Annotated in this window: 21 protein-coding genes and 1 pseudogene; 11 read left to right on the top strand and 11 right to left on the bottom strand. The window is 42.9% G+C overall.

All coding sequences use genetic code 11. The annotated features are described in order from the left end of the window. Window positions 1-238 precede the first annotated feature (238 nt). Complete coding sequence (locus tag FTU17_RS08460) at window positions 239-613, top strand: hypothetical protein (protein WP_180135103.1); 375 nt, start codon at window positions 239-241, stop codon at window positions 611-613. Between the two features lie 88 nt (window positions 614-701). Here the strand turns inward: FTU17_RS08460 and FTU17_RS08465 are convergent, their stop codons facing one another. Together FTU17_RS08465 and FTU17_RS08470 are read right to left on the bottom strand one after the other, a co-directional pair. Then, window positions 702-2,417, bottom strand: coding sequence for a cation acetate symporter (locus tag FTU17_RS08465; protein ID WP_180108842.1), 1,716 nt, complete (start codon window positions 2,415-2,417; stop codon window positions 702-704). A 1-nt stretch (window position 2,418) separates the two neighbouring features. Next, a complete protein-coding gene (locus FTU17_RS08470; RefSeq protein ID WP_078190540.1) occupies window positions 2,419-2,751 on the bottom strand; it encodes a DUF485 domain-containing protein in 333 nt (110 codons plus the stop codon). Between the two features lie 181 nt (window positions 2,752-2,932). On the opposite strand from FTU17_RS08470, the gene FTU17_RS08475 reads away from it, so the two are divergent. Both FTU17_RS08475 and FTU17_RS08480 read left to right on the top strand, forming a co-directional pair. After that, window positions 2,933-6,421, top strand: coding sequence for a PAS domain-containing hybrid sensor histidine kinase/response regulator (locus tag FTU17_RS08475; protein WP_180022766.1), 3,489 nt, complete (start codon window positions 2,933-2,935; stop codon window positions 6,419-6,421). Between the two features lie 429 nt (window positions 6,422-6,850). Continuing rightward, window positions 6,851-7,618 carry a hypothetical protein gene (locus FTU17_RS08480; RefSeq protein WP_180135104.1) on the top strand — a complete coding sequence of 256 codons (768 nt, stop codon included), beginning with the start codon at window positions 6,851-6,853 and terminating at the stop codon, window positions 7,616-7,618. 169 nt (window positions 7,619-7,787) lie between these two features. Here the strand turns inward: FTU17_RS08480 and FTU17_RS08485 are convergent, their stop codons facing one another. Then, entirely contained in the window at window positions 7,788-8,438 is a 651-nt protein-coding gene (locus tag FTU17_RS08485; protein WP_078190543.1) for a response regulator transcription factor, read from the bottom strand. Window positions 8,439-8,812: 374 nt separating this feature from the next. Here FTU17_RS08485 and msuE point away from each other — a divergent pair, with 374 nt between their 5' ends. From msuE to FTU17_RS08505, 4 genes are all read left to right on the top strand, one after another. After that, window positions 8,813-9,544 carry an FMN reductase gene (gene msuE, locus FTU17_RS08490; protein WP_180135105.1) on the top strand — a complete coding sequence of 244 codons (732 nt, stop codon included), beginning with the start codon at window positions 8,813-8,815 and terminating at the stop codon, window positions 9,542-9,544. A 32-nt stretch (window positions 9,545-9,576) separates the two neighbouring features. After that, window positions 9,577-10,689, top strand: coding sequence for a dimethylsulfone monooxygenase SfnG (sfnG, locus tag FTU17_RS08495; protein WP_180135106.1), 1,113 nt, complete (start codon window positions 9,577-9,579; stop codon window positions 10,687-10,689). Between the two features lie 495 nt (window positions 10,690-11,184). Then, window positions 11,185-12,603: a deoxyribodipyrimidine photo-lyase gene (locus FTU17_RS08500; protein ID WP_180135107.1), complete on the top strand. Its 1,419-nt coding sequence runs from the start codon at window positions 11,185-11,187 to the stop codon at window positions 12,601-12,603. A 125-nt stretch (window positions 12,604-12,728) separates the two neighbouring features. Further along, on the top strand, window positions 12,729-13,343 hold the full coding sequence (locus tag FTU17_RS08505; RefSeq protein WP_180022763.1) for a riboflavin synthase subunit alpha: 615 nt from the start codon (window positions 12,729-12,731) through the stop codon (window positions 13,341-13,343). A 71-nt stretch (window positions 13,344-13,414) separates the two neighbouring features. Here the strand turns inward: FTU17_RS08505 and FTU17_RS08510 are convergent, their stop codons facing one another. Both FTU17_RS08510 and acs read right to left on the bottom strand, forming a co-directional pair. Next, window positions 13,415-14,593: an acyl-CoA dehydrogenase family protein gene (locus FTU17_RS08510; RefSeq protein ID WP_168379415.1), complete on the bottom strand. Its 1,179-nt coding sequence runs from the start codon at window positions 14,591-14,593 to the stop codon at window positions 13,415-13,417. Window positions 14,594-14,898: 305 nt separating this feature from the next. Beyond that, window positions 14,899-16,842, bottom strand: coding sequence for an acetate--CoA ligase (acs, locus tag FTU17_RS08515; protein ID WP_180011584.1), 1,944 nt, complete (start codon window positions 16,840-16,842; stop codon window positions 14,899-14,901). A 284-nt stretch (window positions 16,843-17,126) separates the two neighbouring features. Between acs and FTU17_RS08520 the strand changes: the two genes are divergently transcribed. Then, window positions 17,127-17,705 carry a DUF805 domain-containing protein gene (locus FTU17_RS08520; protein ID WP_168379414.1) on the top strand — a complete coding sequence of 193 codons (579 nt, stop codon included), beginning with the start codon at window positions 17,127-17,129 and terminating at the stop codon, window positions 17,703-17,705. A gap of 123 nt (window positions 17,706-17,828) precedes the next feature. Next, complete coding sequence (locus FTU17_RS08525; protein WP_180135108.1) at window positions 17,829-18,800, top strand: mechanosensitive ion channel family protein; 972 nt, start codon at window positions 17,829-17,831, stop codon at window positions 18,798-18,800. Here the strand turns inward: FTU17_RS08525 and FTU17_RS08530 are convergent. The 5 genes from FTU17_RS08530 to prfB form a co-directional block, all read right to left on the bottom strand. Beyond that, entirely contained in the window at window positions 18,786-19,496 is a 711-nt protein-coding gene (locus FTU17_RS08530; RefSeq protein WP_180135109.1) for a 16S rRNA (uracil(1498)-N(3))-methyltransferase, read from the bottom strand. The genes FTU17_RS08525 and FTU17_RS08530 overlap by 15 nt on opposite strands. A 227-nt stretch (window positions 19,497-19,723) precedes the next feature. Further along, a complete protein-coding gene (locus FTU17_RS08535; RefSeq protein WP_180135110.1) occupies window positions 19,724-21,004 on the bottom strand; it encodes a 3-deoxy-D-manno-octulosonic acid transferase in 1,281 nt (426 codons plus the stop codon). An 87-nt stretch (window positions 21,005-21,091) separates the two neighbouring features. After that, window positions 21,092-22,180, bottom strand: a complete 1,089-nt coding sequence (locus FTU17_RS08540; RefSeq protein ID WP_180135111.1) for an alkene reductase — start codon at window positions 22,178-22,180, stop codon at window positions 21,092-21,094. Window positions 22,181-22,217: 37 nt separating this feature from the next. After that, window positions 22,218-22,517 (bottom strand): helix-turn-helix transcriptional regulator, encoded by a 300-nt coding sequence (locus FTU17_RS08545; protein WP_078190555.1) that lies wholly within the window; start codon window positions 22,515-22,517, stop codon window positions 22,218-22,220. A gap of 154 nt (window positions 22,518-22,671) precedes the next feature. Then, window positions 22,672-23,767 (bottom strand): peptide chain release factor 2 gene (gene prfB / locus FTU17_RS08550; protein WP_111884474.1). Its coding sequence is split into 2 segments (ribosomal slippage): window positions 22,672-23,694 and window positions 23,696-23,767, totalling 1,095 coding nucleotides; the frame shifts between segments, so codons are not numbered across the junction. Window positions 23,768-23,948: 181 nt separating this feature from the next. On the opposite strand from prfB, the gene FTU17_RS08555 reads away from it, so the two are divergent. Together FTU17_RS08555 and FTU17_RS08560 are read left to right on the top strand one after the other, a co-directional pair. After that, complete coding sequence (locus tag FTU17_RS08555) at window positions 23,949-24,797, top strand: putative porin (protein ID WP_180116813.1); 849 nt, start codon at window positions 23,949-23,951, stop codon at window positions 24,795-24,797. A gap of 326 nt (window positions 24,798-25,123) precedes the next feature. After that, on the top strand, window positions 25,124-25,909 hold the full coding sequence (locus tag FTU17_RS08560) for a putative porin (protein WP_180135112.1): 786 nt from the start codon (window positions 25,124-25,126) through the stop codon (window positions 25,907-25,909). 100 nt (window positions 25,910-26,009) lie between these two features. Here FTU17_RS08560 and FTU17_RS08565 read toward each other — a convergent pair. After that, a pseudogene (locus FTU17_RS08565) lies at window positions 26,010-26,104 on the bottom strand (IS1595 family transposase); the annotation flags it as partial.

The following is a 26,104-nucleotide window of genomic DNA, read 5'->3' on the forward strand; positions in this document are numbered from 1 at the left end:
ATTTTTTTATCATGCGCTGAAATGATCAATCTGAAGCATCATCAACTGATTGATTTTAAATTAGCATGAAGCAAGTTTCTTCTACTGCAAAGATTTGTTGAGCGTGTCCTGAAAAACATCACATATGCCTACTGTTCTGCCTCAGTTTTTTTATCACCTATGAGCCTCAAAAAGCCTATTGTAAGTTTCAGCATTCAGGCGCACATTTAAAGAAATCTCCTGCGTGGTAGATTTCATTATGAAAAAACATCTCGTATTTGCACCCCTCTGTCTGCTCATGCTCTCTGCCTGTACACAAAACAGTCCGCTCCTCAAAGGCCATGAAAATTATGTGGGGACTTGGCAAAACAACCACAGTGAATTAGTGATCAAATCGTCGGGCGAAGTGACGTATTACCATCAAGAACATACTGAAAAAAGTATTGCCAACCAAGCCTTCAGTGGTGCTGAACAGTCGCGAATAAAAGCCCATTTGAGCAGTTTTGGTGATCAGAGCTTTAGCATCGGTCAGGATAATTTCTCTCAACAATTCACCATTCAGCGCTCGCCTTATCAAGATGATCAAGGCCATTGGAAAATGTCGATCAATGGAGAAAATTATACACGCAAATAGGACAGAGATTTGTCTACAAACCTCTGCGTCATATCATTCACTAAATATAAAAAAAGCCCCTTATTAGGGGCTTTTTAGGCGATTCAGATTAGTGATCTGAAGCACCAGAGATACCAATACCAGTTTGTGAACGTACATACTGTGCATCGAATGCTTTACGCTCAGCTTGTGCTTGTGCTGAATTATCAGTCACAGAGAACAACCAGCAGCAGATGAATGCTAATGGCATTGCAAAGATTGCAGGACCATTGAACGGGTTAATTGGTGTTTCAGAAATACCAAATGTATCTACCCAAACTGCTTTAGATAAGATAATTAGGGTCACTGCTGTAAGCAGACCTACTAAACCGCCAATCACTGCGCCGCGAGTGGTCAAGCCTCTCCAGAACATAGACAATACAAGTACTGGGAAGTTTGCACATGCTGCTACAGAGAACGCCAAGCCAACCATGAATGCAACGTTTTGTTTCTCGAACAAGATACCTAAAATCATCGCGAAGATCGCAAGACCTAAAGTCGCGATTTTAGACATACGAAGTTCAGATTCTGGCGTTGTTTGACCTTTCTTGAATACGTTTGCATACAAGTCATGTGAAATAGCTGAAGCACCAGACAATGTTAGACCTGCAACAACTGCAAGAATCGTTGCGAATGCCACCGCTGAAATGAAGCCCATGAACAAATCACCGCCTAATGCATCAGATAAATGCACCGCAGCCATGTTGTTACCACCAACAAGCTCTAGCTTGCCAGTTACCGCCATTTTTGCAACATCAAGGAATTGTGGGTTGTTTGAAACGTAAAGGATCGCACCAAAACCAATGATGAAAGTCAGCAGGTAGAAGTAACCAATGAAACCTGTTGCTACAACCACTGATTTACGCGCTTCTTTGGCATCTTTAACCGTGAAGAAACGCATTAAGATGTGTGGTAAACCTGCTGTACCGAACATTAATGCCAGACCTAGAGAGATCGCATCAATTGGGTTCGCAGCCAATTTACCAGGCCCCATAATATTGCCCGCTTCTGCCAAAGTCACTTCGTGAACTTTAGAGAAAACTTGAATAGATTGTGAGAACATTTCAGAGAAGCTGAAGCCCACGCCCTTCATGACCATGAATGCCATGAACGTTGCGCCAGAAAGTAGCATCACTGCTTTAATGATCTGTACCCAAGTCGTTGCCAACATACCGCCGAAGATTACATACGCCATCATCAGCAAGCCAACAATCACAACCGCAATGTTGTAGTTTAGACCGAATAACAATTTGATTAACTGGCCTGCACCTACCATCTGTGCGATTAGGTAGAACGCTACAACCACCAGCGAGCTCATTGCTGCCAATGTACGTACTGGTTTTTCAGCCAAACGGAACGATACAACGTCAGATAAGTTGAATTTACCTAAGTTACGCAGACGCTCTGCTACTAAGAACAATACAATTGGCCAACCCACCATAAAGCCCAATGAATACAGCAAGCCATCAAAGCCTGAACTGAATACCATTGCGGAAATACCGAGGAACGATGCTGCTGACATATAGTCACCGGCAATCGCTAGACCATTTTGGAAACCTGAAATACCACCACCAGCAGTATAGAAATCTGCAGTGTTGGTAGTTTGTTTTGCAGCCCATTTAGTAATTAGCAGCGTAAAACCTACAAAGATGGCAAACATGATAATTGCGTGCCAGTTGGTCGCTTGCTGCTGTGCTTCACCTAAATCTGGTCCTGCCATTGCCATGCTTGACATGAGCAGAGCGGGAGCCGCCAGTGCTGTTGCTTTCAATGAATTCCATTTCATCTTAGTGAAGTCCTTTTTCTTGAGTAATTGCTTCTACTTCACGCATTGCTTCTTCGTTTAATGCATCTAATTTATTATTTGCAATGTACGAATACACACCACAGAGTAGGAATGACAATACAATAATGCTCAAACCTAATGGCATACCAATCGTGGTTACACCACCACTCACGGATTGCATCAAGAACTCTTTGTTATAGCCCACAAGTAGCATGAAGCCGACATAGACCACCAACATGATGATCGTCAAAGTCCAGCTCAACTTACTTTTACGGCTAACCATTTCCTTAAATTTTGGATTCTGTAGAATTTGTTCTACCTGTCTCTCATCCATAATGTTCTCCTTACGCCGAACCTTGGCGCGCAATTTTCTAATTCGAATTATTTCGAAGCTAAACTTACCAATGTTCCTTATCTCTTGTAATTTAGACTTTGGTCGTTAAATTTTGAGCAATAACCTCCCTAAGCCTATGGATGCGTTATCATTAAGCGAGAATTAATATGCTGCAGGCTCTATGAATAGTTGGCTTATCGTCGGGGTATTGGCCCTTTACATCGCATTACTCTTTGTATGTGCATTCTTTGGTGAAAAGCATGCCAGCAGGCTCAGTACTCGCGGCAGAATGCTTCTCTTTAGTCTAACTTTAGGGGTTTACTGTTCATCTTGGACGTTTTATGGCGCAACAGGTGCCGCGGTTCGTGAGGGCATTATTTTCCTGCCGATCTATCTAGGACCGCTGCTATTTGTTGCGCTCGGCTATGATATTTGGCGACGTTTAGGCCGTGTCCGTCAGCATCATGCCATTTCATCGATTGCCGACTTTGTAGCAGCACGATATGGTAAAAGTGGCCCCTTAGCGTCATTAGTCACGATCCTTGCCGTGATTGCCATTATTCCCTATTTAGCCTTGCAACTACGTGCAATTGCCCTAAGTGCAACGGTCATTTTAGAACCGACCGCTGGTCTGACCAGCACCACCAATAGTGTGCTGTTTTTGACTGGTGTATTGGCGATTTTGGCGATGATGTTTGGGACACGACAGATTGCCAATACTGAACAGCACGGCGGCTTAATGTTGGCTGTGGCATTTGAGTCTTTCGTCAAGCTGTTTGCACTACTTGCAGTCGCATTTTTCTTTGTTTTTGAATCACCTGAAAACATGGCTCAAATCAGCCATGACATCAACACCACCTTTAAAGATGTTCAGCTCAAAGGTGTGCCAGAAAGCTTTTGGATTCAAACTTTATTGGCTGCATTAGCGATTATTTGTCTACCACGTCAGTTCCATGTCGCGGTGGTTGAACTGCGAGATGAAAAGCATATCCGTGGTGCTCGTCGTTGGTTTGCCATTTATCTGATTTTAACCATTATCGCGATCATCCCGATTGCCAGTTGGGCGCTGCATGCAGCACCTGCCTACTTGGCAATCCCCGATGTTGCCGTGCTCTCACTGCCTTTGAGTTATAACCAAGACTGGTTGACCTTACTTGCGTTTCTCGGTGGTTTTTCAGCATCGACAGGTATGCTGTTGGTGTCGTCAGTGGCCTTGTCGATTATGCTCAGTAATGACTTGATCATGCCTGCACTGTGGCGTACACGCTTATTGTCACGTCATGACAAACGCCTACCACTCGTACTGAAATTCACACGTCGTGTATGTATTTTAGCGGTCATGTTATTGGGCTTCTTGTTCTTCCATTTCTTCAATGACATTGACCAATTATCGGTATTTGGCCTATTGGCCTTCAGTGCTGTGGCACAGTTTGCACCGGCGTTAATTGGTGGTTTATATTGGCGCGGCGGAAGTAAGCAAGGCGTATATGCAGGTCTGTTGGTCGGCTTTGGCATGTGGGCTTATACCCTGTTATTACCAACCGTATTGCGTAGCCTGCCTGAACAATTTAAAACATTTACCGAAAATCTTTTAAGTCAGGGTCCGCTAGGCTTGAGTTGGTTACGTCCTGAAGCACTGTTAGGGTTTGAATCTTTCGATCCACTTACCCATGGCGTAGTTTGGGCACTGGGTTTAAATATCACCCTCTATATTTGGATTTCCCGCGTCTTCCGTCCAAGTGTTGCCGAGCAAATTCAGGCCGAAAGTTTCTTTTATTATGAAACCAAGCCCCTCCCGGCTCAAAGTACATCAAACGACATCAGCTATATTCACCATGATGTGGCACGCTTAAAAGTAGGTGATCTGATTACTTTGGCAAAACGCATTACCGGTGAAGGTCCAACTATGCGCGCCTTCAACCAGTTCTGCGCACAAAACAATGTGGTTTTGAATGAAAATAGCAGCGCCAACGGCATGTGGTGGCGTTTTACCGAACAGTATCTTGCCGGCACCATCGGTGCGGCATCTGCCCGTACCCTACTCACCACAGCCATGGTCAATAATGGTTTAGCACTCGGTCAGGTCGCCAATATTCTTGACCAAGCCTCACAGTGGCAGCGCTTTAACCAAAACCTGATCATGACCATGATCGACCATATGACTCAAGGTGTGTCCGTGGTTGATGAAAATATGTGTTTGGTGGCATGGAATAATCAATATCTCAAACTGTTTGATTATCCAAAAGACATTGTCTATGTCGGTTGTCCAATTTCAGACTTAATTCGTTATAACGCTGAACGCGGCGAATGTGGTCCCGGTTCAGTCGAAGAACATGTGCGTAAACGTATGCATTGGATGCAAGTCGGCAGCGCACACGAATTTGAACGGATCCGTAAAGATGGCCGTGTAATTCAGATGCGCGGGAACCCAATCGAAGGCGGCGGTTTCGTGACGACCTTTGCCGATATTACTGCATTCCGTGAAAATGAAGCCTTGCTTGAAGGACGTGTACAAGACCGTACGCAACAGTTGGCAGATGCCCTGTCTGAACAACAATTGGCACGTGAGCAAGCCGATAAAGCCAATATGTCGAAAAGCCGCTTTATTGCTGCCGCAAGCCATGACTTATTGCAACCGATGCATGCTGCTCGCCTGTTCAGTACCGCCCTCGAGCAAAGCGTACAAAATGACGATGATCGTAAAACGCTTCAGCAACTAGATCGTGCGCTGCATGGTGCGGAAAGTATGCTCTCTGCCCTCTTGGATATTGCACGACTCGAAGGCGGAACCATTCAACCGAAACGTCAACCTTATCCGCTGCATGACTTACTCAGCGATCTTGAACTGCAATTTAAATCGATTGCAGCACAGCGTAATATCAAACTGACCGTACATGATGCTCAGTTCTGGATTGACACCGACCCACAGTGGATTCGTCGTATTATTCAAAACTTCGTCAGCAATGCCCTACGCTATACGGCGCGTGGTCGTGTTGTGGTGGGTGTGCTACGTTCAGCACGTCCAGGACATATTCGTATTGGCGTTTGGGATACAGGTCCAGGGATCGCGGAAGAACAGCGCATTAAGTTGTTCCAAGAGTTCGAACGCTGTGGACATACCTCTCCTTGGGGCGAACAGGGTCTAGGTTTAGGTTTAGCCATCGTGCAACGCATGACCAGCCTACTCGACTACCCAGTGCATGTGTTCTCAGAACTTGGTCATGGTTCGTGTTTTATGATTGAAGTGCCTGTGGTCGCTGCGCCAAAAGTGGTCGCTGCACCGACTCAAGCGGTTCCGCTGAAGACCAAAGCCTATAAGATTCTGTGCTTAGACAATGATGAAACCATTTTGGAAGGGATGTCGACCTTACTGACCAAATGGGGCTATCAAGTCTTTAAAGCCACTGAACCTGAACAGGCCATGGAGTTGATTCAACAAGAAAATATTCAAGTTTGGTTGGTTGACCAACACTTGAATAACAACAAGATCGGTCTCGACTTTATTTTAGATAACCGTCAGGAAAATGTCCCTGTGGCGCTGATTACCGCAGATTCTGATCCTGAACTACCGCAACGTCTAAAAGAGTTAAACATCGTCTTACTGAAAAAACCATTGAAACCGGCTTCACTGCGTTCATGGTTATCTGGTTTAAAAATTTCAAATCAGTAGCGTTGTTACAGGACATCGCTCTGTGAAAAGTAGCCCATTTCATTCACATGAAATGGGCTTTTGTTTACCTTGCTTTTACTTAAACTTACCTAACTGGCAAAAAAATTTGTCTCAACGGCAAGACCATTCAAAATAGCCCCGATATTTCGTCTATTTATTAGCCATAAATATCAAATTAAGATTGCCTATGGCAAAAGATATCGAATGCGTGAGTGAACACTTGTACACTTAGTTACAATTAAAAATCTATTTGATTTAAATCATATTTTTATAACCAAAAATAAAAACTAAAACTTTAGTCGTATATTTAGCTGCGGCCGTTCGTTTTAAAAATATTCATAAGAAGTTGATCAGTTTCAAGCCAATTCAAGAAGCGTCATAACTCAACACTTGAGAAGCTGATCTCCCCCGCATATTAGGAGTGATCTTGTGAATATTTCAGAAACAATGCCGCATGGTTTTGATCAAAATCTACAGTTTCATCGTCAGTATGGTGCCAATGCCATTTTGCCAGAGATCGATTGGCGTCAATTATTTAAGTTCAGCAAATTAAGTGATGTGCAAGTCGAAGCGCTGGAAACGCTCTATCGCAGTGCCGTTCCTCTCGCTTTACAAGTATTTGACGAACTGAATTTTGATGTCTTTGCACCGAATGCTTACAAACCCCAAGGTCTTGGCTTATTCGATCGACTGGCAGAACAAGAAGATCTACTGCTGCAAAATTTAGAAGCAGAATCCAATAGCTTAGGTTTGGACACCCGTCATCAGATTTGGAGCATGCTACTGCGTGGTGGTGCGGTCTTAGTATTTAAAGCTTGGCTCGGTAAAGTCAAAACCGACAAAAACCAGCTGGATAAAACACAGTTTGATGAATTATCTGATTTACTGTTTATTAAAACAGCGCCATTTGAATTGGCACAACGTTTAAATGTCGATGCCAACTCCAAGCAAGACCATATCTTCCTGATGTACGACAATGATGTCTATCTGGACCGTTTTAACAGCTTAGAAACTGCAGCCCTATTTGTGGATTTGGGTGTTTATGATGCTACTTTTCTAAGTTTACGTGATGACCGTGTCGCGGATTATCTCAAAGCGCGCGGCTATGTGTCCGATGAACAAATTGATGAACTGCAATGTGCGCTCAATCCTTTGTATTGTACCGATCTGACGCCTAAGCAAGACTATATTGCTTAAGTTGAAGTGGTTTGTTTAAGTCATTGTTAAGTTGCATTGCTCTATTGCTTTTAAACCACATGTAAAGACCTAACAGCATTTACACCGAAATGATCCAGCGCCAGCATTAGCGCTTAAATAGCATAAAAAAAGACCTCCATCGTGGAGGTCTTTTTTTTTGAAAAAATCCTTAGATTTTCTTTTCTTCAATATTCAATGCATTAATTGCCAAAACAGCTTGAGTTCGGTTTTGTACGCCCAACTTACGGAAAATCGCCGTCACATGTGCTTTGATGGTTGCTTCAGACACATCCAACTCATAGGCAATTTGTTTATTCAACAAACCTTCCGCCACCATCATTAACACGCGGAATTGTTGCGGTGTTAAAGACTGAATACGTTCTGCCAATGCCGTTTCATCTGCAGCACGTGGATCAAAGTTCATATTGGCTGGTAAATTTGGTGGTAACCAAATCTCGCCTTCTAAGACTTGACGAATCGCTTCACCAATGTGACTTGGATGCGCAGATTTTGGAATATAACCCATCGCGCCATGTGCAATCGCACGTTGAATAATCGACGCTTCTTCATGCGCAGAGACCACAATGATTGGAATCGATGGATATTGTGCGCGTATATGCACCAAGGCAGAAAAGCCTGAAGCACCCGGCAAGTTTAAATCCAATAACACAAGATCAGGCTCAGGGCCATTTTCAAGACGTTCATAGCATTCATTGACTGCTGCAGTCTCATGAATTTGCGCCTGAGGCAAACTATAACGAACCGCCTGAATTAAAGCATGACGAAACAGCGGGTGATCATCAACGATTAAAATATTCATAAGCAACGTGAGAGATCTTGTGCACAATGACCCTATTCTAACCACACATGCTATGTGAAGGATATGCAAGAACTTATTTTTTTGCATTTAAAATGTAGATTTTCACCTAAAATGCGTCTTTTTTCGCATTTTCTATAAATCTTTAAATCTAATCATATTTTCATATAAATTTTATCAACACAGTAAAAATGCTTATATCTAAGCATTATATGTTGAAATATCAACAGTTTAAAATTCGAAATTTCACGAATCTTGTGGTTTTTCCAACATATCTAAAAATCAGATAACTTTTCTGATTTTCGTTATTTTACAGTGATCCACCCATCGGGATTAATAAAAGGCATTCCGAGAAACCACACTTTTAGGTTTAAAAAATGTCTCAAGTTAATCTACAAAAACCCCTGAATATTGTTGCTGTGTCAGGTGGTCTAAACAATCCATCTAAAACTGAAGCTATGGTACAAGCCATTGTTGATGAACTCGGCGATGCGACTCCAATCAATGTGCATTTTATTAAGTTTAGCGAAATTGGCAATTTATTAGGTGGGGCGATTTACCGTAACCAATTGCCGCAACGTGTACAAGATGACCTTGCTGCCGTTGAAGCTGCTGATGCACTGATTGTTGGAACACCAGTTTACCGTGCTTCATTTACAGGCCTGTTTAAACACTTCTTTGACTTTGTCGAACAAACTGCCTTGGTGGATGTACCTGTCTTGCTTGCAGCTTCGGGTGGTTCTGAACGCCATGCTTTAGTGCTTGAACATCAACTGCGTCCATTGTTCAGTTTCTTTCAAGCGCAAACATTACCAATCGGAGTCTATGCAACAGATCGTGATTTCACCCCTGAATACACCATTCATAGTGAATTACTCCGTGACCGCATTACTTTAGCTGTAGCACGTGCGCTGCCGATTTTGGAATGGGCTCCAGCCAAAGGTCAGCGTGCTGAAGTGGTGAAAGCCAAGTCTCAACAAGCCAACCAAAACTTGGGCATTAATAAGCAAATCGAGCAAGAAGAAGTCCTTCCTTCTGCAGCTGTTCCAAGTTTGGATGCCGCTGAAGCTCGACTGCATAGTAAAAAGCCAAAAACGCAAGTGGCCTAAACACCACAGCATAACAATTCGATCCCGAGGGTTTGCAAAATGTCAGTACAAGAAAAAACATTACATTTGCGTATTGGGTACCAAACGTCAGTGGTGGTTTGGTGGTCAGTAATATTGAACAGCGTACCGATTGGAGCTATGACTATAACGTGCGTTTGGCACAAGCTGCAGAAAAAAGTGGCTTTAATTATGCGCTGACTCAAATTCGTTTTACCGCAGGCTATAACGCGGAAAATCAACATGAATCGGTTAGTTTCAGTCATGGTATTTTGGCCAAAACCGAAAAGCTCAAAGTCATTGCAGCGATTTTACCCGGCCCTTGGAAACCGGCTCTGGCTGCAAAACAATTGGCGACCATCGATCACCTTACCAATGGCCGTATTGCGATTAATGTCGTGAGTGGTTGGTTCCGTGGAGAGTTTGATGCGATTGGTGAAGAATGGCCCGAGCATGATCAACGTTATGCGCGCTCTGAAGAATTCATTCGTAGCCTAAAAGGCGTGTGGACGCAGGATAACTTTAGTTTTGATGGTAAATACTATCAATTTAAAGACTACACCCTATCTCCAAAACCGGTGCAAAAACCGCATATCGAAATCTTCCAAGGTGGCAGTTCACGTGCAGCACGTGACATGGCATCCCGTGTTTCCGATTGGTACTTCACCAACGGCAATACCCCTGCTGAGTTGAAAAAGCAGATCGATGATATTCGTAAAAAAGCCAAAGCCAACAACCATCAGGTCAAAATCGGGGTGAATGCCTTCATCATTGCCCGAGATACGGAGGAAGAAGCCCAAGCGGTGCTTCAAGCTATTATCGACAATGCCAATACCGAAGCGGTCAATGCTTTTGGCGATGCAACTCGTGAAGCAGGTGCATCCACCAAAGAAGGCGAAGGTAACTGGGCAAAATCAAATTTTGAAGATTTGGTTCAATATAACGACGGCTTTAAAACCAATCTGATTGGCACGCCACAACAAATTGCAGAACGCATTGTGGAACTCAAAAGTGTAGGCGTCGATTTGGTTCTCTCAGGTTTTCTCCACTTCATTGAAGAAGTGGAATACTTTGGCGAAAAAGTGTTGCCACTGGTTCGTGAACTGGAAGCTCAACAGCAGCAAGTTGTGCAGGCTAAATCAGCATAATTGTTGATGCAGTCACAGCTCATAAAATCAGCATAATAATCACAATCGGCTCACTTCACTTTCCTCCCCTAAGGCTCGGCTTAGGGGATTTTTTATCTCGAGTCCCATTTAAAGATATGCTTTGATTCTAGAAAATGAGCTAACCTATAGACAAAGAAAAAGCCCGACATCCTGTCGGGCTTTTTCTATATGGATACTTAAGCATGACTCCTGTCTTGCTTCACAGTCCTGATGGTGAACACTTTGTTATTGTTTTATGTTCCGGAACGTCCTGTTCCTGTATAAGTTAATCTTAGGTAAAATTTAAAAGCGCGCATAGCGTCTAAAAACTTCGTTACTTGTACGCTTAAGCTGACAGGATTGTGCGCAATCGTTTAAGTTAAACCATAGATATTATATGGTTTTTTTATAGAAATCGATTTTTTAGATAATTTCATTACCAATAGATACCCCCGTAATTCTGGTGATATTTCCAACAAAAACGAGGCAATAAACATGCAACTTGTTTGGTTTCGACAAGATTTAAGACAACATGACCATAGCGCACTGTGGCAGGCGACACAGTCTGGTCAAACGGTTGCATTTATTGCGCTTTCTCCTGAACAATGGGCAAGGCATGATGATGCCCCTATTAAAATCCATCGCTATCTTGCCCAACTGGAACTTTTGCGACAGCAATTGGCTGAACTAAATATTCCACTGATTATTCAGCATATTCCCGATTGGTCAGACATCGCCAATGAGCTATTAACCCTATGTACTCAGCTCAATATACACACTGTTCATGCACATATTGAACATGGTGTGAATGAACTTAAACGAGATCGCGAAGTACAACAGTTATTAGAACAGCAGCACATCTCTGTTGAGCTGTACCATGACCGCACCCTGTTTCCTGTTGGCAGTATTCGCAATCAATCTGGACATCCTTATCAAGTTTTCGGTGCATTTAAGAAAAATTGCTACGAAAAATTAAGCATCAGTCTGCCTACTTGTTATCCCGCTATTGAAGCCCAAGCGGCTCTCGAACCGCATCCGCTGTGGCAAAATCAATTTGATTTAACTCCTTTTTATCCCACATCGCTGTTAGCTGCTCAAATCGAGCTTTGGCCGATTGGAGAAGATCACGCACTACAGTGCTTAGATGAATTTATTGAACAACATCTGCATCGTTATGCTGATGATCGGGACTTTCCTGCGCTCAATGCTACCAGTCGAATTGGCATGTATCTCAACTTGGGCATCTTGTCTATTCGCCAATGTCTGCAAGCCCTGTTTCGTGAACAAGGTGGCTATTTCCAGATCGACCACAGAGGGCAACAAACGTGGCTCGATGAGCTACTTTGGCGTGAATTTTACCAACACATTTTATTTGACTACCCGCAGGTATCTCAGCACCAGCCGTTTCAAACCAAAACCTTAAAAATAAAATGGCGCCATGCACCACAAGACTTGGCTGCATGGCAGCAAGGTCAGACAGGCATTCCAATTGTCGATGCAGGGATGCGTCAACTACTGGCTACGGGTTGGATGCATAATCGGGTGCGGATGATTTGTGCCATGTTCCTCAGTAAGAATCTACTGATCGATTGGCGGTTGGGGGAGCAATGGTTTATGCAGCACCTTGTCGATGGTGACTTAGCAGCCAATAATGGCGGTTGGCAATGGTGCGCCTCGACGGGTACAGATGCTGTACCTTATTTTCGGATTTTTAACCCGATCAGCCAATCTCAGAAATTTGATCCGAACGGGGATTATTTACGTCAATGGCTACCTGAACTGGCAGATTTGGATGCAAAGCAAATTCACCAACCCTTTGCCAAAAATCCTCAACTAGAATTGAACTACCCTCAGCCGATTGTCGATTTAAAGCAGTCTCGCTTAGCTGCAATTGAAACTTTCCGAGCATTGTAGGCCATTGCCAAGATCGAACTGCTAGGGATCAAAACGCTGTACTGAAATGGTCACTCTAAGGCATAGCCGAGCGGTCGTTTTGTCCCTACAATACAGAAAACGCAAATCATTTTAGAGACGCTCACATGTATACAGGCATCGTGCAAGGTTTAGAAAAAGTCTTAGACATTCGTCAAGGCAATGGCTTCACAACCTTGGTGATTTCAAATCATCAGAATTTTTTTCATGATGTCTTTATCGGGGCAAGTGTGGCGATTAATGGCGTGTGTTTAACGGCCACACATATTGATTTGGCAGCCAACCAAGTACATTTTGATGTCTCAGATTTGACCAATCAACTCACCACGCTAAAAGCTCTCAAGGCCGGTGATGAGGTCAATGTCGAACGCTCAGCCAAAGTTGGCGCAGAAAATGGTGGTCACAATCTGTATGGTCATATCGAAGGCACAGCCACGATCAAAAACTTAGAACATCGTGGGGAAACCTTTCATCTCGATATTCACATTCCGGCAGGCAATATTAAATATTTCTTTCTCAAAGGTTTTATTGGACTCAATGGTTGCAGTTTGACTGTGAACCGTGTTGATCGTGCCAATAGTGAAATTTCAATCGATCTCATTCCTGAAACACTGCGCCTCACTACATGGAAAGATGTCCAAGTCGGTGATGCCGTGAATTATGAAATTGATCAAACAACGCGAACCTTAGTCGATACCTTAGAAAATATTCATCAGCGTTAAAATCGACTGACAGCACATTGCAAAAAGCCTCCCTTTCGGAGGCTTTTTATTGGCTCATTTGCAATATACGTTTAAGAATAAAAACTTGGATCTGGCACTTTGGCTGTGAGCACCCATTCACCAACTTCCTGATATTTATAATCAATCGGATCGTGCAGGGTCTGGGTACGCACATTGCGCCAGAAGCGGTCTAAATTCAGTTTGGCCGTCGTGGCACGTGCGCCCATCACTTGGAAAATATTTTGCGTAATGTACAGCGAACTATTGGTGGCCGCAATTTTGGCTGTTGCAATCGCAATAGAGACTTCTCCACGTTGTTCCGCCGTCAAAGCTTCACCAATCTCCCAAGCCCCTTGCAAACGCTGAACCGCTTTATCTGCCAATAAACGTACACTTTCTAATTGCACATAAAACTCAGCAAAATGCTTTTGAATAAATGGGTCATTCACTGCATTTTCAGCCAATGATTTTGACCACGCCTTTTGGTTTTGAACCGTCTGTTTTGCTGTTTCAAAAGCTCCTTCTGCCACCCCTAAAAACAAATGCACAAAGATCAACTGTGCAATCAATGGACGCAAGCTGGAATACGGCGTACTCAAAGGCCCCGGGTTCAGTAGTAATTCATCTTTGGAAATTTTTACCTGTTCAAAATGACTGCTTCCACTGTCGGTTTGACGTTGTCCCATATTGTCCCAATCGCCGAGAAAACTGACGCCTTCACGTGCTGTAGGAATCACCCCGATCAATAATTTTCCGTCATCATTGAACCCAGAACACAGCAAAATGTCAGAATCCATGGAACCCGAACAAAAACTTTTATCGCCATGAAACACATATTCATGTTCAGACAGTTGCGTCACTGTCGTACGACGGTCCAAAGGGTTTAAGGTGTTGCCCCAAAATAAATGCTCACGTGCAGTCTGTTCAAACCATGGGCCATATTGCTCTGGCTGCGCGAACAACTGTACGGTTGCAATCAATAAATGATGGAAACCATAAACATGCGCCAATGAGCTATCCACTTGGGCAATGGTTTGAATGGTTTTAAAAATCGTCTGCCAATCTGCACCCTGTCCACCATATTGCTGTCCAATGGACAGTGCAAGCAAACCACTTTGACGAATCAAATCACGTTCAGCTTTGGGATTTCCCCCCTGCTTATCACGCTGAGCAGCCGTGGTGGCAAATTCTGCCGCCAGTTTTTGGGCAATATCGATTGGATCTTGAGTCAATGGAGTTGAAGCGTTCATATGTCTATCTGATTATTCTGTTACCGTTTTAGCTTAACAAAGCGCAGGCATTCAGCTTATCTCAATGCCTGCAGTCTATATCTGTAAAATCTATATCTCATGAAATCTAAGTCACCTAAATTCAGGCGACTTATGGCTTGGTCTTTTTATACGTCGTATGTACGGTGGATTAAAAGCATCATGAACATCCCTTCTTCCTAATCAACTTTCCTAAGGGAAAGGACGTTCAATATTGCCTTAATAACCCGTCGTATGAGCGATAGTGAACTTTCATCAGAACGCTATCACTCATGCTCAAATTGCTCTTATGACTTCGGATAAACCGTCACAATCAAATGTTCAACCACTTGAGGTTCTGCCAAGGTCGAAGTGTCGCCTAAAGAGTCCAGCTCATTGGCCGCAATTTTTCTTAAAATTCGGCGCATGATTTTACCAGACCGCGTTTTAGGTAAGGCTGGCGCCCAATGCAGTGCATCTGGCGTTGCCACTGGTCCAAGGACTTTTCGTACCCAAGCCACCAGTTCCTGACGCAACTCATCCGTCTCGGCTGTCCCGGCTTGTAAGGTCACAAAGGCGCAAATCCCCTGTCCCTTAATATCATGCGGCATACCCACCACCGCAGACTCTGCCACAGCATCATGTGCAACCAGCGCACTTTCAATTTCAGCCGTTCCTAATCGATGCCCTGAAACGTTTAAGACGTCATCCACACGGCCCGTAATCCAATAGTAGCCAGACTCATCACGACGTGCGCCATCACCTGTAAAATACGTCCCCGGATAAGTGGAGAAATAAGCTTCAATAAAGCGCTCAGGATCACCCCAAATGGTTCGCATTTGTCCCGGCCAAGAATCCTTAATCACCAAGTTACCTTCTACGGCGCCTTCAAGCTCATTGCCTTCAGCATCAACTATCGCAGGTTGTACACCAAAAAATGGACGCGTCGCCGAACCCGGTTTTAAATCAGTTGCCCCCGGCAATGGCGTAATCATGAAACCACCCGTTTCTGTTTGCCACCATGTATCCACCACTGGACAGCGGCTTTCACCTACCACGGTGTAGTACCAATTCCATGCCTCTGGGTTAATGGGTTCACCCACCGAACCCAGTAAACGCAAACTACTGCGGTCACTTTCTCGGACAAAGGCATCGCCTTCTCGCATCATGGCGCGAATTGCAGTCGGTGCCGTATATAAAATGGTGACATTGTGCTTATCGACAATATGTCCCGTACGTGCCCAACTTGGATATTGCGGCACCCCTTCAAACATCACGGTCGTGGTACCATTCGACAAGGGACCATACAATACATATGAATGCCCAGTGATCCATCCGACATCTGCGGTACACCAAAACACATCATCTTGTTTTAAGTCAAAAACTTCACGGAAAGTACAATTCACATAGGTTAAATAGCCTCCCGTGGTATGCAATACACCTTTCGGTTTTCCAGTTGAACCTGATGTATATAAAATAAACAGCGGGTCTTCGGCATTCATGGGTTCAGGTGGACAAATATCATTAACCGACATGATTTCCATGTGATACCACAAATCACGATCCGCTTTCATTTCGATCGGGTTACCTGTACGGTGCACCACAATGACATTTTGAACCGAAGATGTGCCTTCGATGTCGAGTGCAAGGTCGACATTTTCTTTGAGTGGGATGGGCTTACCACCACGCATCCCACAATCCGCAGTAATCACGACTTTCGCCTGACTATCATCAATACGACTTGCCAATGAGTCTGGTGAGAATCCGCCAAAAACCACGCAGTGTACTGCACCAATTCGGGTACAAGCCAACATCGCAATTGCCGCTTCGGGTACCATTGGCATATACAGCACCACACGGTCGCCTTTACCCACGCCATGTTTTTTCAGCACATTGGCAAAACGGCAAGTTTCATCATGCAGTTCTTCAAAAGAAATGATTTTATGCCGTGAAGGATGATCACCTTCCCAAATAATGGCCGGTTTATGTGGATGTTCTTTTAAATGTCGATCGAGGCAGTTGGCACTGACATTCAGTTCACCGTCAGCAAACCACTCGATCTTGAAATCATCTTGCTTAAAATTGGTATTTTTAACTTGGGTAAACGGTTTGATCCAATCGATCTTTTGCGCTTGCTCCGCCCAAAACTCATCTGGTTGTTCAATCGATTTTTGATAACGCTCAAAGTACTCCGACTCATTGATGCGCGCGGTTTTTTTAAAACTTTCAGGTACTGGATAGATCTCTTTCATATTGTATTTTCCTTGATCTGATTCATCTCATCACGAGATGCCATGCCACATTTCTACTTTTATAATTTCTGCATCACAGCAGTATGACGATTAATTTTTAATCGCAGCAATCATGCTTTGGTCGTATTATTCTTTCCCATTTAAAGCATATTTTTGAGCAAAATTTCAACAAAAACATGTTTCAATTCAGTATCTGATCAGTTCATTTGAACCTATAATGCAAAGGTAATTTTACTCAGCATTCCGCATTTTTATTCTTCCATACACGTTGAGTTGACCCAAGCATGAATACCCAAGACTCTTCTTTCTTTTCCCGTCAGACGAACACTACATCGGACAATCCCTTGAAACCAGATGGACGTTTTGGTCGACTGAGCATGATTGGTTGGTATGGCTTTCTCAATATCATCAGCTTTTTTGCCTTGATCGCCTTAAGCCTTGCTGTGGGTATTTTCAACATCAATACCATGGCGTTAAATGAGCAATTTGTTGGCATATTCACAGGGGTATCTGGCCTCGCCTATTTGGCGATTATTATTCTCTACATTTATTTTTATTGTGTCTTTGTCGTGCGTCGGCTGCATGACCTCAATAAAGCCGGTTGGTTGCTACTATTATTATTTATCCCCGTGATCAATCTGTTCTTTATCCTGTATTTATTATTGGCCTCAGGCACACCGACCGTAAATCAATACGGCGCGCCACGCCCTGCTGCGGTTTGGGAAAAAATTCTGGCATGGTTGATGATTTTAATCAGTGTCTTGTCGCTCTTGGCTACAGGTAGCATCACCTCGTATATGATGGGTAGCGGAGAAATTGAATCGCCTACAGAAATCATTCAACAAGGTACTGAATACTTCTAAGCCACTGACCGAATTTGAGCCTGTCTGAATTTTGATACATCTGTTCGCAAGCCTGTAAATGAGGGTTATTTTCGCCACTAATTTCAGGCAAAATAGCGAAAAATCTGAACATTTGGAAAACTCGTGGCTGAAAAAGAAAATGCCTTGAGTGATGTCACTCAAGGCACGACTCAACTTTTGCAAGAGGCAACAGAAAAAACCGCACAAACCGTGCTGGAACATACCTCTAAATATAATGACGCATACTCAACGATCGATAAATTTGTCGATGGATTTTGGGAACGCCTGCCTTATATTTGTATCGCATTAATTGTTTTTACGATCTTCTATCTACTGTCAAAACTCTTTAGATTCTTTGTTCGTAAAGCGCTCACTGACCGTTCTTATTCAAAACAAAATCTAGTTTTGGTCCTGAACCGTGTCGGTAGCTCAGCCATTATGTTCTTCGGTTTCCTGATTGCAATGGTCATTGCGATCCCTGGTTTCACACCGGGTCAGCTCATGAGTGCCTTGGGGATTGGTTCGGTTGCAATCGGTTTCGCGTTTAAAGATATTTTCCAGAACTTACTGTCGGGTATTTTGATTCTCCTCGGTGAACCGTTCAAAATCGGTGACGACATTATTGTGTCAGGAATGGAAGGTACAGTTGAAGATATTCAAATTCGTGCAACCTTCCTACGCTCTCCCGATGGTCGTCGTATCGTGATTCCAAACGCGACGGTTTACACCAGTGCGGTAACGGTGAATACCGCTTATCAACGTCGTCGTTGTGAATTTGTGGTGGGTATTGGTTATGAAGATGACATTCAAAAAGCTAAAAACATTGTTTTGGCCATTTTAGACAAAGACCCGACCATTTTGAGCCAACCTGCGTTTACCGTAAACGTGAATGCTTTGGCTGATTTCTCGGTCAATCTGAATGTCCGTTGGTGGGTAGATACCACAGAAACCACCACTGCGAACTCGATCAGTGAAGTGCAAGAACACGTTATCCAAGCATTCAATCAAAATGGTATTTCAATTCCGTACCCTGTACAGGAAGTGAAAGTTTACCGTGGTGATCAAGCTGAGGTAGAAGCTTCAACAGCTAAATAATCGCCCTAAAACGTACGGAATCACAGTTTCTGTACGGATAATTCGGTTGCCTAAGCTGACTGCTTGGCAGCCGTTTTTTATGAGTAAATCTACCTCATAAGGGATATATCCACCTTCAGGTCCAATGATGATCGTACATCCATGTTGAATTCCTGTAGGCATCACATCTTCGACATAAGGATGCGCCACATAAGCGGGATAGTCTGACGAGATCATGCTCGGTAGAACATCCTCCACAAAGGGTTTAAAACGTTTATACAGTTCAATTTTGGGCGCAATAGTGTCACCAGCCTGCTCCAAACCTAAGGTCACATAGTGATCGAGCTGCTGTAAAAATGGGGTCTGCCAATAGCTTTTATCCACGCGATAACTGTGCAGCAAAATGATTTTTTCTACGCCTAAGGTGACGGCATCCATGATCAGACGGCGCAACACTTTCGGACGAGGCATTGCCACAATTAAAGTCACCGGATGCTTTGCTGGTACTTCTTCTTCTTGTAAGGGTTTAAGTTGAATGCCGTTATCCGTAATACTGACGATTTGGGTTAAATAACGCTTTCCTTCCCGAATACCGACTTTGAGTGTATCGCCCACTTGTACATCGACATGGTTTTTTAAATGCTCAATTTGACGTTTGGCGCTAATACTCCAAAGTTCAGATTCAGTTTGACGAGGATCAAGCAAGACGATGTTCATAAATAACCATATCAATTCACGCAAAGCATATGTCATTGAGGACAGGCGACATGGATGTCGCCTGTGCGCTGAGGTACAGGAAGTACCTTCAGCGTACAGAGGATTTTTGCTACTTTTAATCCTTTAAAAGTAGATTATGCCTACGAATAGGATGTTCAACGATCACCATAAAATAAGGCCGTGATAAAACTTGCCTAATAAAAATTAATGTATCGCAAAATTAAAACTTAAAGGTACTGATCAATCACTTGAATATGTTGAGCCAATGACCCTGTATTCTTTTGCATAATCTGCTGCGCTGCAGCATTCAAACACTGAGCTTGAAGCTTATCTTCGATTAACTCAAACAACACCTGAGCAGCCTGTTCTGCATCTTGCACTACTCTCACGCCTTGAGCAGCAACGAACTCATCCACAATGGTTTGAAAATTAAAATAATGCTGACCTAATACTGTCGGGACATGCAGCGCGATAGGTTCCAAAATATTATGTCCACCGCCCGGTACATTTAAAGAACCACCGACAAAACACGCCTGACTCAGTGCCAGCCAAAGCCATAATTCGCCCATACTATCCGCCAAATATACTTGTGTTTCAGGCTGAATCGTTTGCTTTAAACTGCGGCGCTGTGTGCGTAAATTCAGTTTCTGCGCTTCTACAAAAACGTCATCAAAGCGTTCAGGATGCCGTGGTACGACGATACATAACAGCTCAGGCTGTTGTTGCAAAATCGGCTGCAGCGCTGCGAGTAGTTTTTGTTCTTCTGGCGCATGCGTACTGGCAATGGTAATGATTTTGCGCTCTTGCAAAGCCCAATCTTCACGCAACTGCGCTGCTTGTTGCACAAAGCTATCGGGTGCATGAATATCAAACTTGATACTTCCCACGACCTGACTGGTATGGGGGTTTGCACCCAACTCAATAAATCGCGCTAAAGTTGCCTGATCTTGCGCCAATAATTGTTTCAAACTCTTTAGCATCGGCTGCGTCAAACTCGGGACTTTGCCATAACCTTTCGCCGATTTTTCAGATAATCTGGCATTAATTAATAAACACGGAACGTTGGCCTGATCGGCTTCAATCATCAAATTTGGCCAGAGTTCAGTTTCGACCAGTGCCAACATTTTCGGTTGATATTTTTCGATAAAACGACGGACTAATTTTTTTTGATCTGCCGGCAAATACACGGCCTGAAACAGTGATTCATAAGGTGCTTTTAAAAATAATTGTTTCGCACGCGCTTGTCCGGTTTTGGTGGTATTGGTGACTAAGACTGGATGGCTTGCTTTGAGATAATGTTCAATCAGCGGCTGTGCAGCGTTGGTTTCTCCTACGGAAACCACATGAAACCAAATTGCATTGCGGTTTTTAACCGGCTGAAATGGCCCAAAGCGCTCAAGACACTCTTGCTGATATAGTTGGAGATCTTCAGCACGTTTTTTGATGCGCCATTGATATAGCGGTTTAATCAGCGCCAAAGCTGCGTTATACCAAAAAGGAGTAGTCAAATTATTACGCTCAAAAACGGTTTGAATCGGCAGAATATATCAGAGCATTATCCACATGTTAATGGATAATGCATATTCAAGTGTCGATTAATAGGTTGAACGACCTGAACCAAATTTATTTTTCATGCTTGGATAATCAATATAGCCTTCGGCAACATCTGTTCCAATCATGTTTTCCAACTGCAATTCATTCAGTGCAGCATTCGCCAGCAAACGTTCAAACAAATCTGGATTGGCAATATAAGCTTTACCAAAAGATACCGCATTGGCTTTACCTGAGGCCAATAAATCAACAGCATCTTCACGGCTTAAACGCATATTGGCAATGTACGGCACTCCATTTGAGCGCTGTTTCAGATAGTCACTAATACTGTCATCCGCCAGATATTCACGGGTAAAGAAGAATGCAATCTTCCGTTGCCCCAACTGCTCTAAAGCATAGCCAAAGGTTTCACGTGGATCATGATCGCCCATATCGTGTTCATCACCACGCGGCGCAAGATGTACACCTACACGACCTGCACCCCACACTTCGATCAGCGCATCCACCACTTCAAGCAATAAACGTGCGCGGTTTTCGACAGAACCACCATACTCATCTTCACGTAAATTGGTTTTGCTTTGTAGGAATTGATCGATCAAATAACCATTGGCCGCATGCAATTCCACACCATCAAAACCGGCTTCTTTGGCTTTGATCGCAGACTGTTTGTATTGTTCTACAATGCTTTTGATTTCTGCAATCTCTAATGGACGTGGCACGACATATTCGCGTTTTGGGCGAAGCAGACTGACATAACCCGCCTGTTGTACCGCACTGGCAGAAACTGGTGTATCACCATTCAAAAGGTCGGGATGTGAGACACGTCCGACATGCCACAATTGTGCCACAATTAAACCTTGCTGTTCATGTACGGCTTGGGTCACCAATTTCCAGCCCTGAACTTGAGCATCGGTAAATAAACCCGGCGTCTGCAAATAGCCATTAGCTGCTTCTGAAATGACTGTTGCTTCTGAAATGATTAATCCAGCACTTGCACGCTGTGCATAATATTCAGCCATCATCGGCGTTGGAACACGGTCAATGGTTGCACGACTACGGGTTAGTGGCGCCATTACAACGCGATTTTTGAGGTGTAAATCACCCAAAATGAGAGGAGTATTAAGTTCAGCCATATATGTCTCGCCTAACACTTCAAATGCGAAAAATGATTTAAAGTGAGTTCTGCAGATAATCAATATATTGCTGAATGAGTTCTTCATTGCGCGAAAAATACGACCATTGACCATATTTCTCGGCTTGAATTAAGCCCGCCTGTTGTAACACAGACAAATGATTAGACATCGTAGACTGCGAAACATTACCGAGTTTTTCGATATTGCCAGCGCATACACCACGATTAAAGCCGCCACATTGTTCTTCTGACAAAAATTGTTCAGGTGTTTTCAACCATTCCAAGATTTGACGTCGAGTCGGATTGGCAAGTGCTTTAAAAATTAAATCAATATCCATAATTTAAACGGGTTTAATTAAATAAAAATTTGGACAACAAAGTTCTATTCAGCATCTTGAATACACTATATCGTATTTTTTCGATTTTTATATCGATTTTTTTAGATATGATGATCAAAAACAGATAGAACTTTGTTTTCTATATAAATTTAAATTACAAACCTTGTTTGAGGCTGGCTTCAATAAACTTATCTAAATCACCATCAAGTACCGCGCCGGTGTTTGAACTTTCCACACTGGTACGTAAGTCTTTAATACGCGAGTCATCTAAAACGTATGAACGAATTTGGCTGCCCCAACCGATATCGGACTTGGTGTCTTCCAACGCTTGTGCCGCATCATTACGTTTTTGCATCTCAAGTTCGTACAATTTTGCACGTAACTGTTTCCAAGCATGGTCACGGTTGGCGTGCTGTGAACGTTGGTTCTGACATGCCACCACAATCCCTGTTGGAGCGTGAGTTAAACGTACTGCAGAGTCTGTTTTGTTAATGTGCTGACCACCCGCACCAGATGCACGATAGGTATCAGTACGAACATCAGCAGGATTGATTTCAATTTCAATATTGTCATCAATTTCAGGCGATACAAAAACCGCTGAGAATGAAGTATGGCGACGGTTACCCGAGTCAAAAGGTGACTTACGGACTAAACGGTGTACGCCAGATTCTGTACGTAACCAACCATATGCATACTCACCTTCTACACGGATCGTTGCAGACTTGATCCCTGCCACATCACCATCAGACTCTTCCATCACTTCTGCTTTAAAACCATGACGTTCAATCCAACGTAGATACATACGTAGTAACATCGATGCCCAGTCCTGTGCTTCAGTACCACCTGAACCTGCTTGAATTTCGACATAGCATGGGTTCGGGTCCATCGGATTACTGAACATACGACGGAATTCTAATTTCGCAAGTTCTGCTTCCGCTGAAGTTAACTCTGCTTGCACATCTGCAAGTAAGCTTTCTTCTTCTGCTTCAACCGCAAGATCCAACATCGCTTGGGCATCTTCTAGTTGAGTTGAAAGCCCTTCGAGCACGTTAATGACGTTTTCGAGTTCACCTTTTTCTTTTGCCATTGCTTGCGCACGGCTTTGATCATTCCAAATTGCTGGGTCTTCCAGCTCACGTAAAACCTCTTCTAAACGCTCTTTTTTCAGATCGTAGTCAAAGATACCCCCGTAATGTTTGACCACGGTCGTTTAAGTCTTTTAGCTGTAATAGATACGGATTAATTTCCACGTGAATTACTCTCAATCAAAAAATTTGGCTTAAATAGCCGCCTATTATATCACAGAGCATTTGCACAGTTTCAGCCAGATTGATCATCCAAATCATTGACTTCAATGCACATAATATGAACAATACGCTCGCATTACTATTTATTACATTTTTTTTACAACAATAATGTTTCGAGGGTTTTATGAAAAAGACATTACTTGCACTAGGGTTAGCTGTTATCACTTCATCAACTTTTGCTTATGATGGTCAAGTTGATGGCGGTTTTACTTATACAGATTGGGACAATGACATCGTAGATTCAAACGGATTGTTCAACTTACAAGGCACGTTATATTTAGACTCAGTAAACCCTAAAAATGGCCCATTAAACGAAGCTGCATTTTTAGGTCATAACAGCAATATTTATGCTAAATATAGCTATCAATATTTAGATACAAAAACAGTAGATGTATCAGATTATTTTCCTGTTTCAGGTCCGCTTGCAGGCAAAGCAGAATATGACAGCCACCATATTTCATTAGGTGCTGAATACTTCTTTGAACAATTCTACTTTAATGGTGAATTAGGCTACAAAGAAGAAAAAGCTGAAGTAAAAGTTGCTGGCATTTCAGCAAGCGAGGACTATGATTCAACAACATACCGCGCATTAGTAGGTTATTTACCTGTCTCTAACCTTTTACTTGCTGTTGGTATTGATGGCTATCAAGGCGACAATGATGAAGACGAAGACAACCGTTTTGCTGTTAAAGCAAAATATGTTGCGCCTTTGAACAATGGTCAATACATCAACCTAGAGGCAGATGGCGCTTTTGGTGATTTAGACTCTGTTACGATTGGTGCAGACTACTACTTCGACCAAGCTTTTAGCATTGGTGCATCTTACAACATCGAAGATGATGGTGATGAAGACACGGATTACTTCGCTATCCGTTCAAAATACTTCCTTAACCCGAACCTAGCAATCGGTGGTCAAGTTGGTTTTGGTGATGACGTTCAAGCGTTCAACATCAATGCAACTTTACGTTTCTAATTTCGTTTGAATTAGGAATGTGCATTAAAAAAGCACCTCAAATTTGAGGTGCTTTTTTCTTTTCGATGTAATATTTACTTAAAAAAAAGTCCAGTTGTTGACCAAATAATCTACAAATTCATAATATCTACACAGTTTTAATAAAACAAAACATTAATAATAATTATATATTTTTCAATATCTTAAATAATTAAAATTACATAAAATTACCGAATACACAGTTCTGCAACTTTGCAGCGATTGACCATCTTTAAAAATTCTCTAGACTAAAACTTGTAACAAAAAATGTATTAAATTTAGCCAAACAATTTAGAGGGGTAGTTTCCATGAAAAAACTCGCAATTGCTTCAGCACTTCTTTCTGCACTTGCTATTACAGGTACAGCTCATGCTTATCAAGCAGAAGTGGGCGCTTCAGCTGGTTACATCGACCCAGATAATGGAAGCTCTGGCAGTGAATTTGGTGTAAACGGTACTTATTACTTCAACCCTGTTCAAACTCGTAACGCTCCTCTTGCAGAAGCTGCATTCTTAAACCGTGCAAGTAACGTAAATGCACATGCAACTTTCGCTGACCGTGGCAATGTTGACGACAATACTTATGGCGTTGGTATCGAATATTTCGTACCAAACTCAGATTTCTATGTATCTGGTGATGTAAGCCGTAATAATGTCGAAGTTGACACTCCATTTGGCACAGTAGACAACGATACAACTTACTACGGTGCTGAAGTCGGTTATCTTCCTGCACCAGGCTTCTTAGTTGCAGTTGGTGTGAAAGGTTGGGATAACGATGATGATGATGGTGTAGATCCAACTTTACGTGCTAAATACGTAACAACTTTAAGCAATGGTAAAGACATTAACCTTGAAGCGGGTGCAGCATTCGGTGATCTAGATGAATTCAATCTAGCAGCGGATTACTTCATCGACAAAACATTCAGTGTTGGTGCTGACTACTACAACAACGATGTCACTGATCGTAACGAAGTAGGGATCAATGCACGTAAATTCTTCAACCAACAAGTAAGCCTTGAAGGTCGTGTTGGTTTCGGTGAAGTTGACAACAATGACTACAATTCATTTGGTGTAGCAGCGAAATACCGCTTCTAATCCATTGAAGTCAAAACCATAAAAAAACCGCTCTTCTGAGCGGTTTTTTATTTGCCTGTAAAAATAGAATGGCTCTAGACTAGCAGATTTGCACTTAGTTTTACCTAATGAGGTCCCACAACTCTGTTGCTAGCTCATTAGGCTCCCTCATCCAACGCCATTCTGTTTCTTTAAGATGATAATCAAAATACTCTT

Origin of the sequence: Acinetobacter sp. YH12070 (genome assembly GCF_013419625.1) — a bacterium.
GTDB classification, from domain to species: domain Bacteria; phylum Pseudomonadota; class Gammaproteobacteria; order Pseudomonadales; family Moraxellaceae; genus Acinetobacter; species Acinetobacter amyesii.

Bases quoted from the DNA above. Each gene is read 5' to 3' on its own strand.
- FTU17_RS08460 (WP_180135103.1), top strand. From the start codon at position 239: ATGAAAAAACATCTCGTATTTGCACCCCTCTGTCTGCTCATGCTCTCT.
- FTU17_RS08465 (WP_180108842.1), bottom strand. From the start codon at position 2,417: ATGAAATGGAATTCATTGAAAGCAACAGCACTGGCGGCTCCCGCTCTG.
- FTU17_RS08470 (WP_078190540.1), bottom strand. From the start codon at position 2,751: ATGGATGAGAGACAGGTAGAACAAATTCTACAGAATCCAAAATTTAAG.
- FTU17_RS08475 (WP_180022766.1), top strand. From the start codon at position 2,933: ATGAATAGTTGGCTTATCGTCGGGGTATTGGCCCTTTACATCGCATTA.
- FTU17_RS08485 (WP_078190543.1), bottom strand. From the start codon at position 8,438: ATGAATATTTTAATCGTTGATGATCACCCGCTGTTTCGTCATGCTTTA.
- msuE (WP_180135105.1), top strand. From the start codon at position 8,813: ATGTCTCAAGTTAATCTACAAAAACCCCTGAATATTGTTGCTGTGTCA.
- FTU17_RS08500 (WP_180135107.1), top strand. From the start codon at position 11,185: ATGCAACTTGTTTGGTTTCGACAAGATTTAAGACAACATGACCATAGC.
- FTU17_RS08505 (WP_180022763.1), top strand. From the start codon at position 12,729: ATGTATACAGGCATCGTGCAAGGTTTAGAAAAAGTCTTAGACATTCGT.
- FTU17_RS08510 (WP_168379415.1), bottom strand. From the start codon at position 14,593: ATGAACGCTTCAACTCCATTGACTCAAGATCCAATCGATATTGCCCAA.
- acs (WP_180011584.1), bottom strand. From the start codon at position 16,842: ATGAAAGAGATCTATCCAGTACCTGAAAGTTTTAAAAAAACCGCGCGC.
- FTU17_RS08520 (WP_168379414.1), top strand. From the start codon at position 17,127: ATGAATACCCAAGACTCTTCTTTCTTTTCCCGTCAGACGAACACTACA.
- FTU17_RS08530 (WP_180135109.1), bottom strand. From the start codon at position 19,496: ATGAACATCGTCTTGCTTGATCCTCGTCAAACTGAATCTGAACTTTGG.
- FTU17_RS08540 (WP_180135111.1), bottom strand. From the start codon at position 22,180: ATGGCTGAACTTAATACTCCTCTCATTTTGGGTGATTTACACCTCAAA.
- FTU17_RS08545 (WP_078190555.1), bottom strand. From the start codon at position 22,517: ATGGATATTGATTTAATTTTTAAAGCACTTGCCAATCCGACTCGACGT.
- FTU17_RS08555 (WP_180116813.1), top strand. From the start codon at position 23,949: ATGAAAAAGACATTACTTGCACTAGGGTTAGCTGTTATCACTTCATCA.
- FTU17_RS08560 (WP_180135112.1), top strand. From the start codon at position 25,124: ATGAAAAAACTCGCAATTGCTTCAGCACTTCTTTCTGCACTTGCTATT.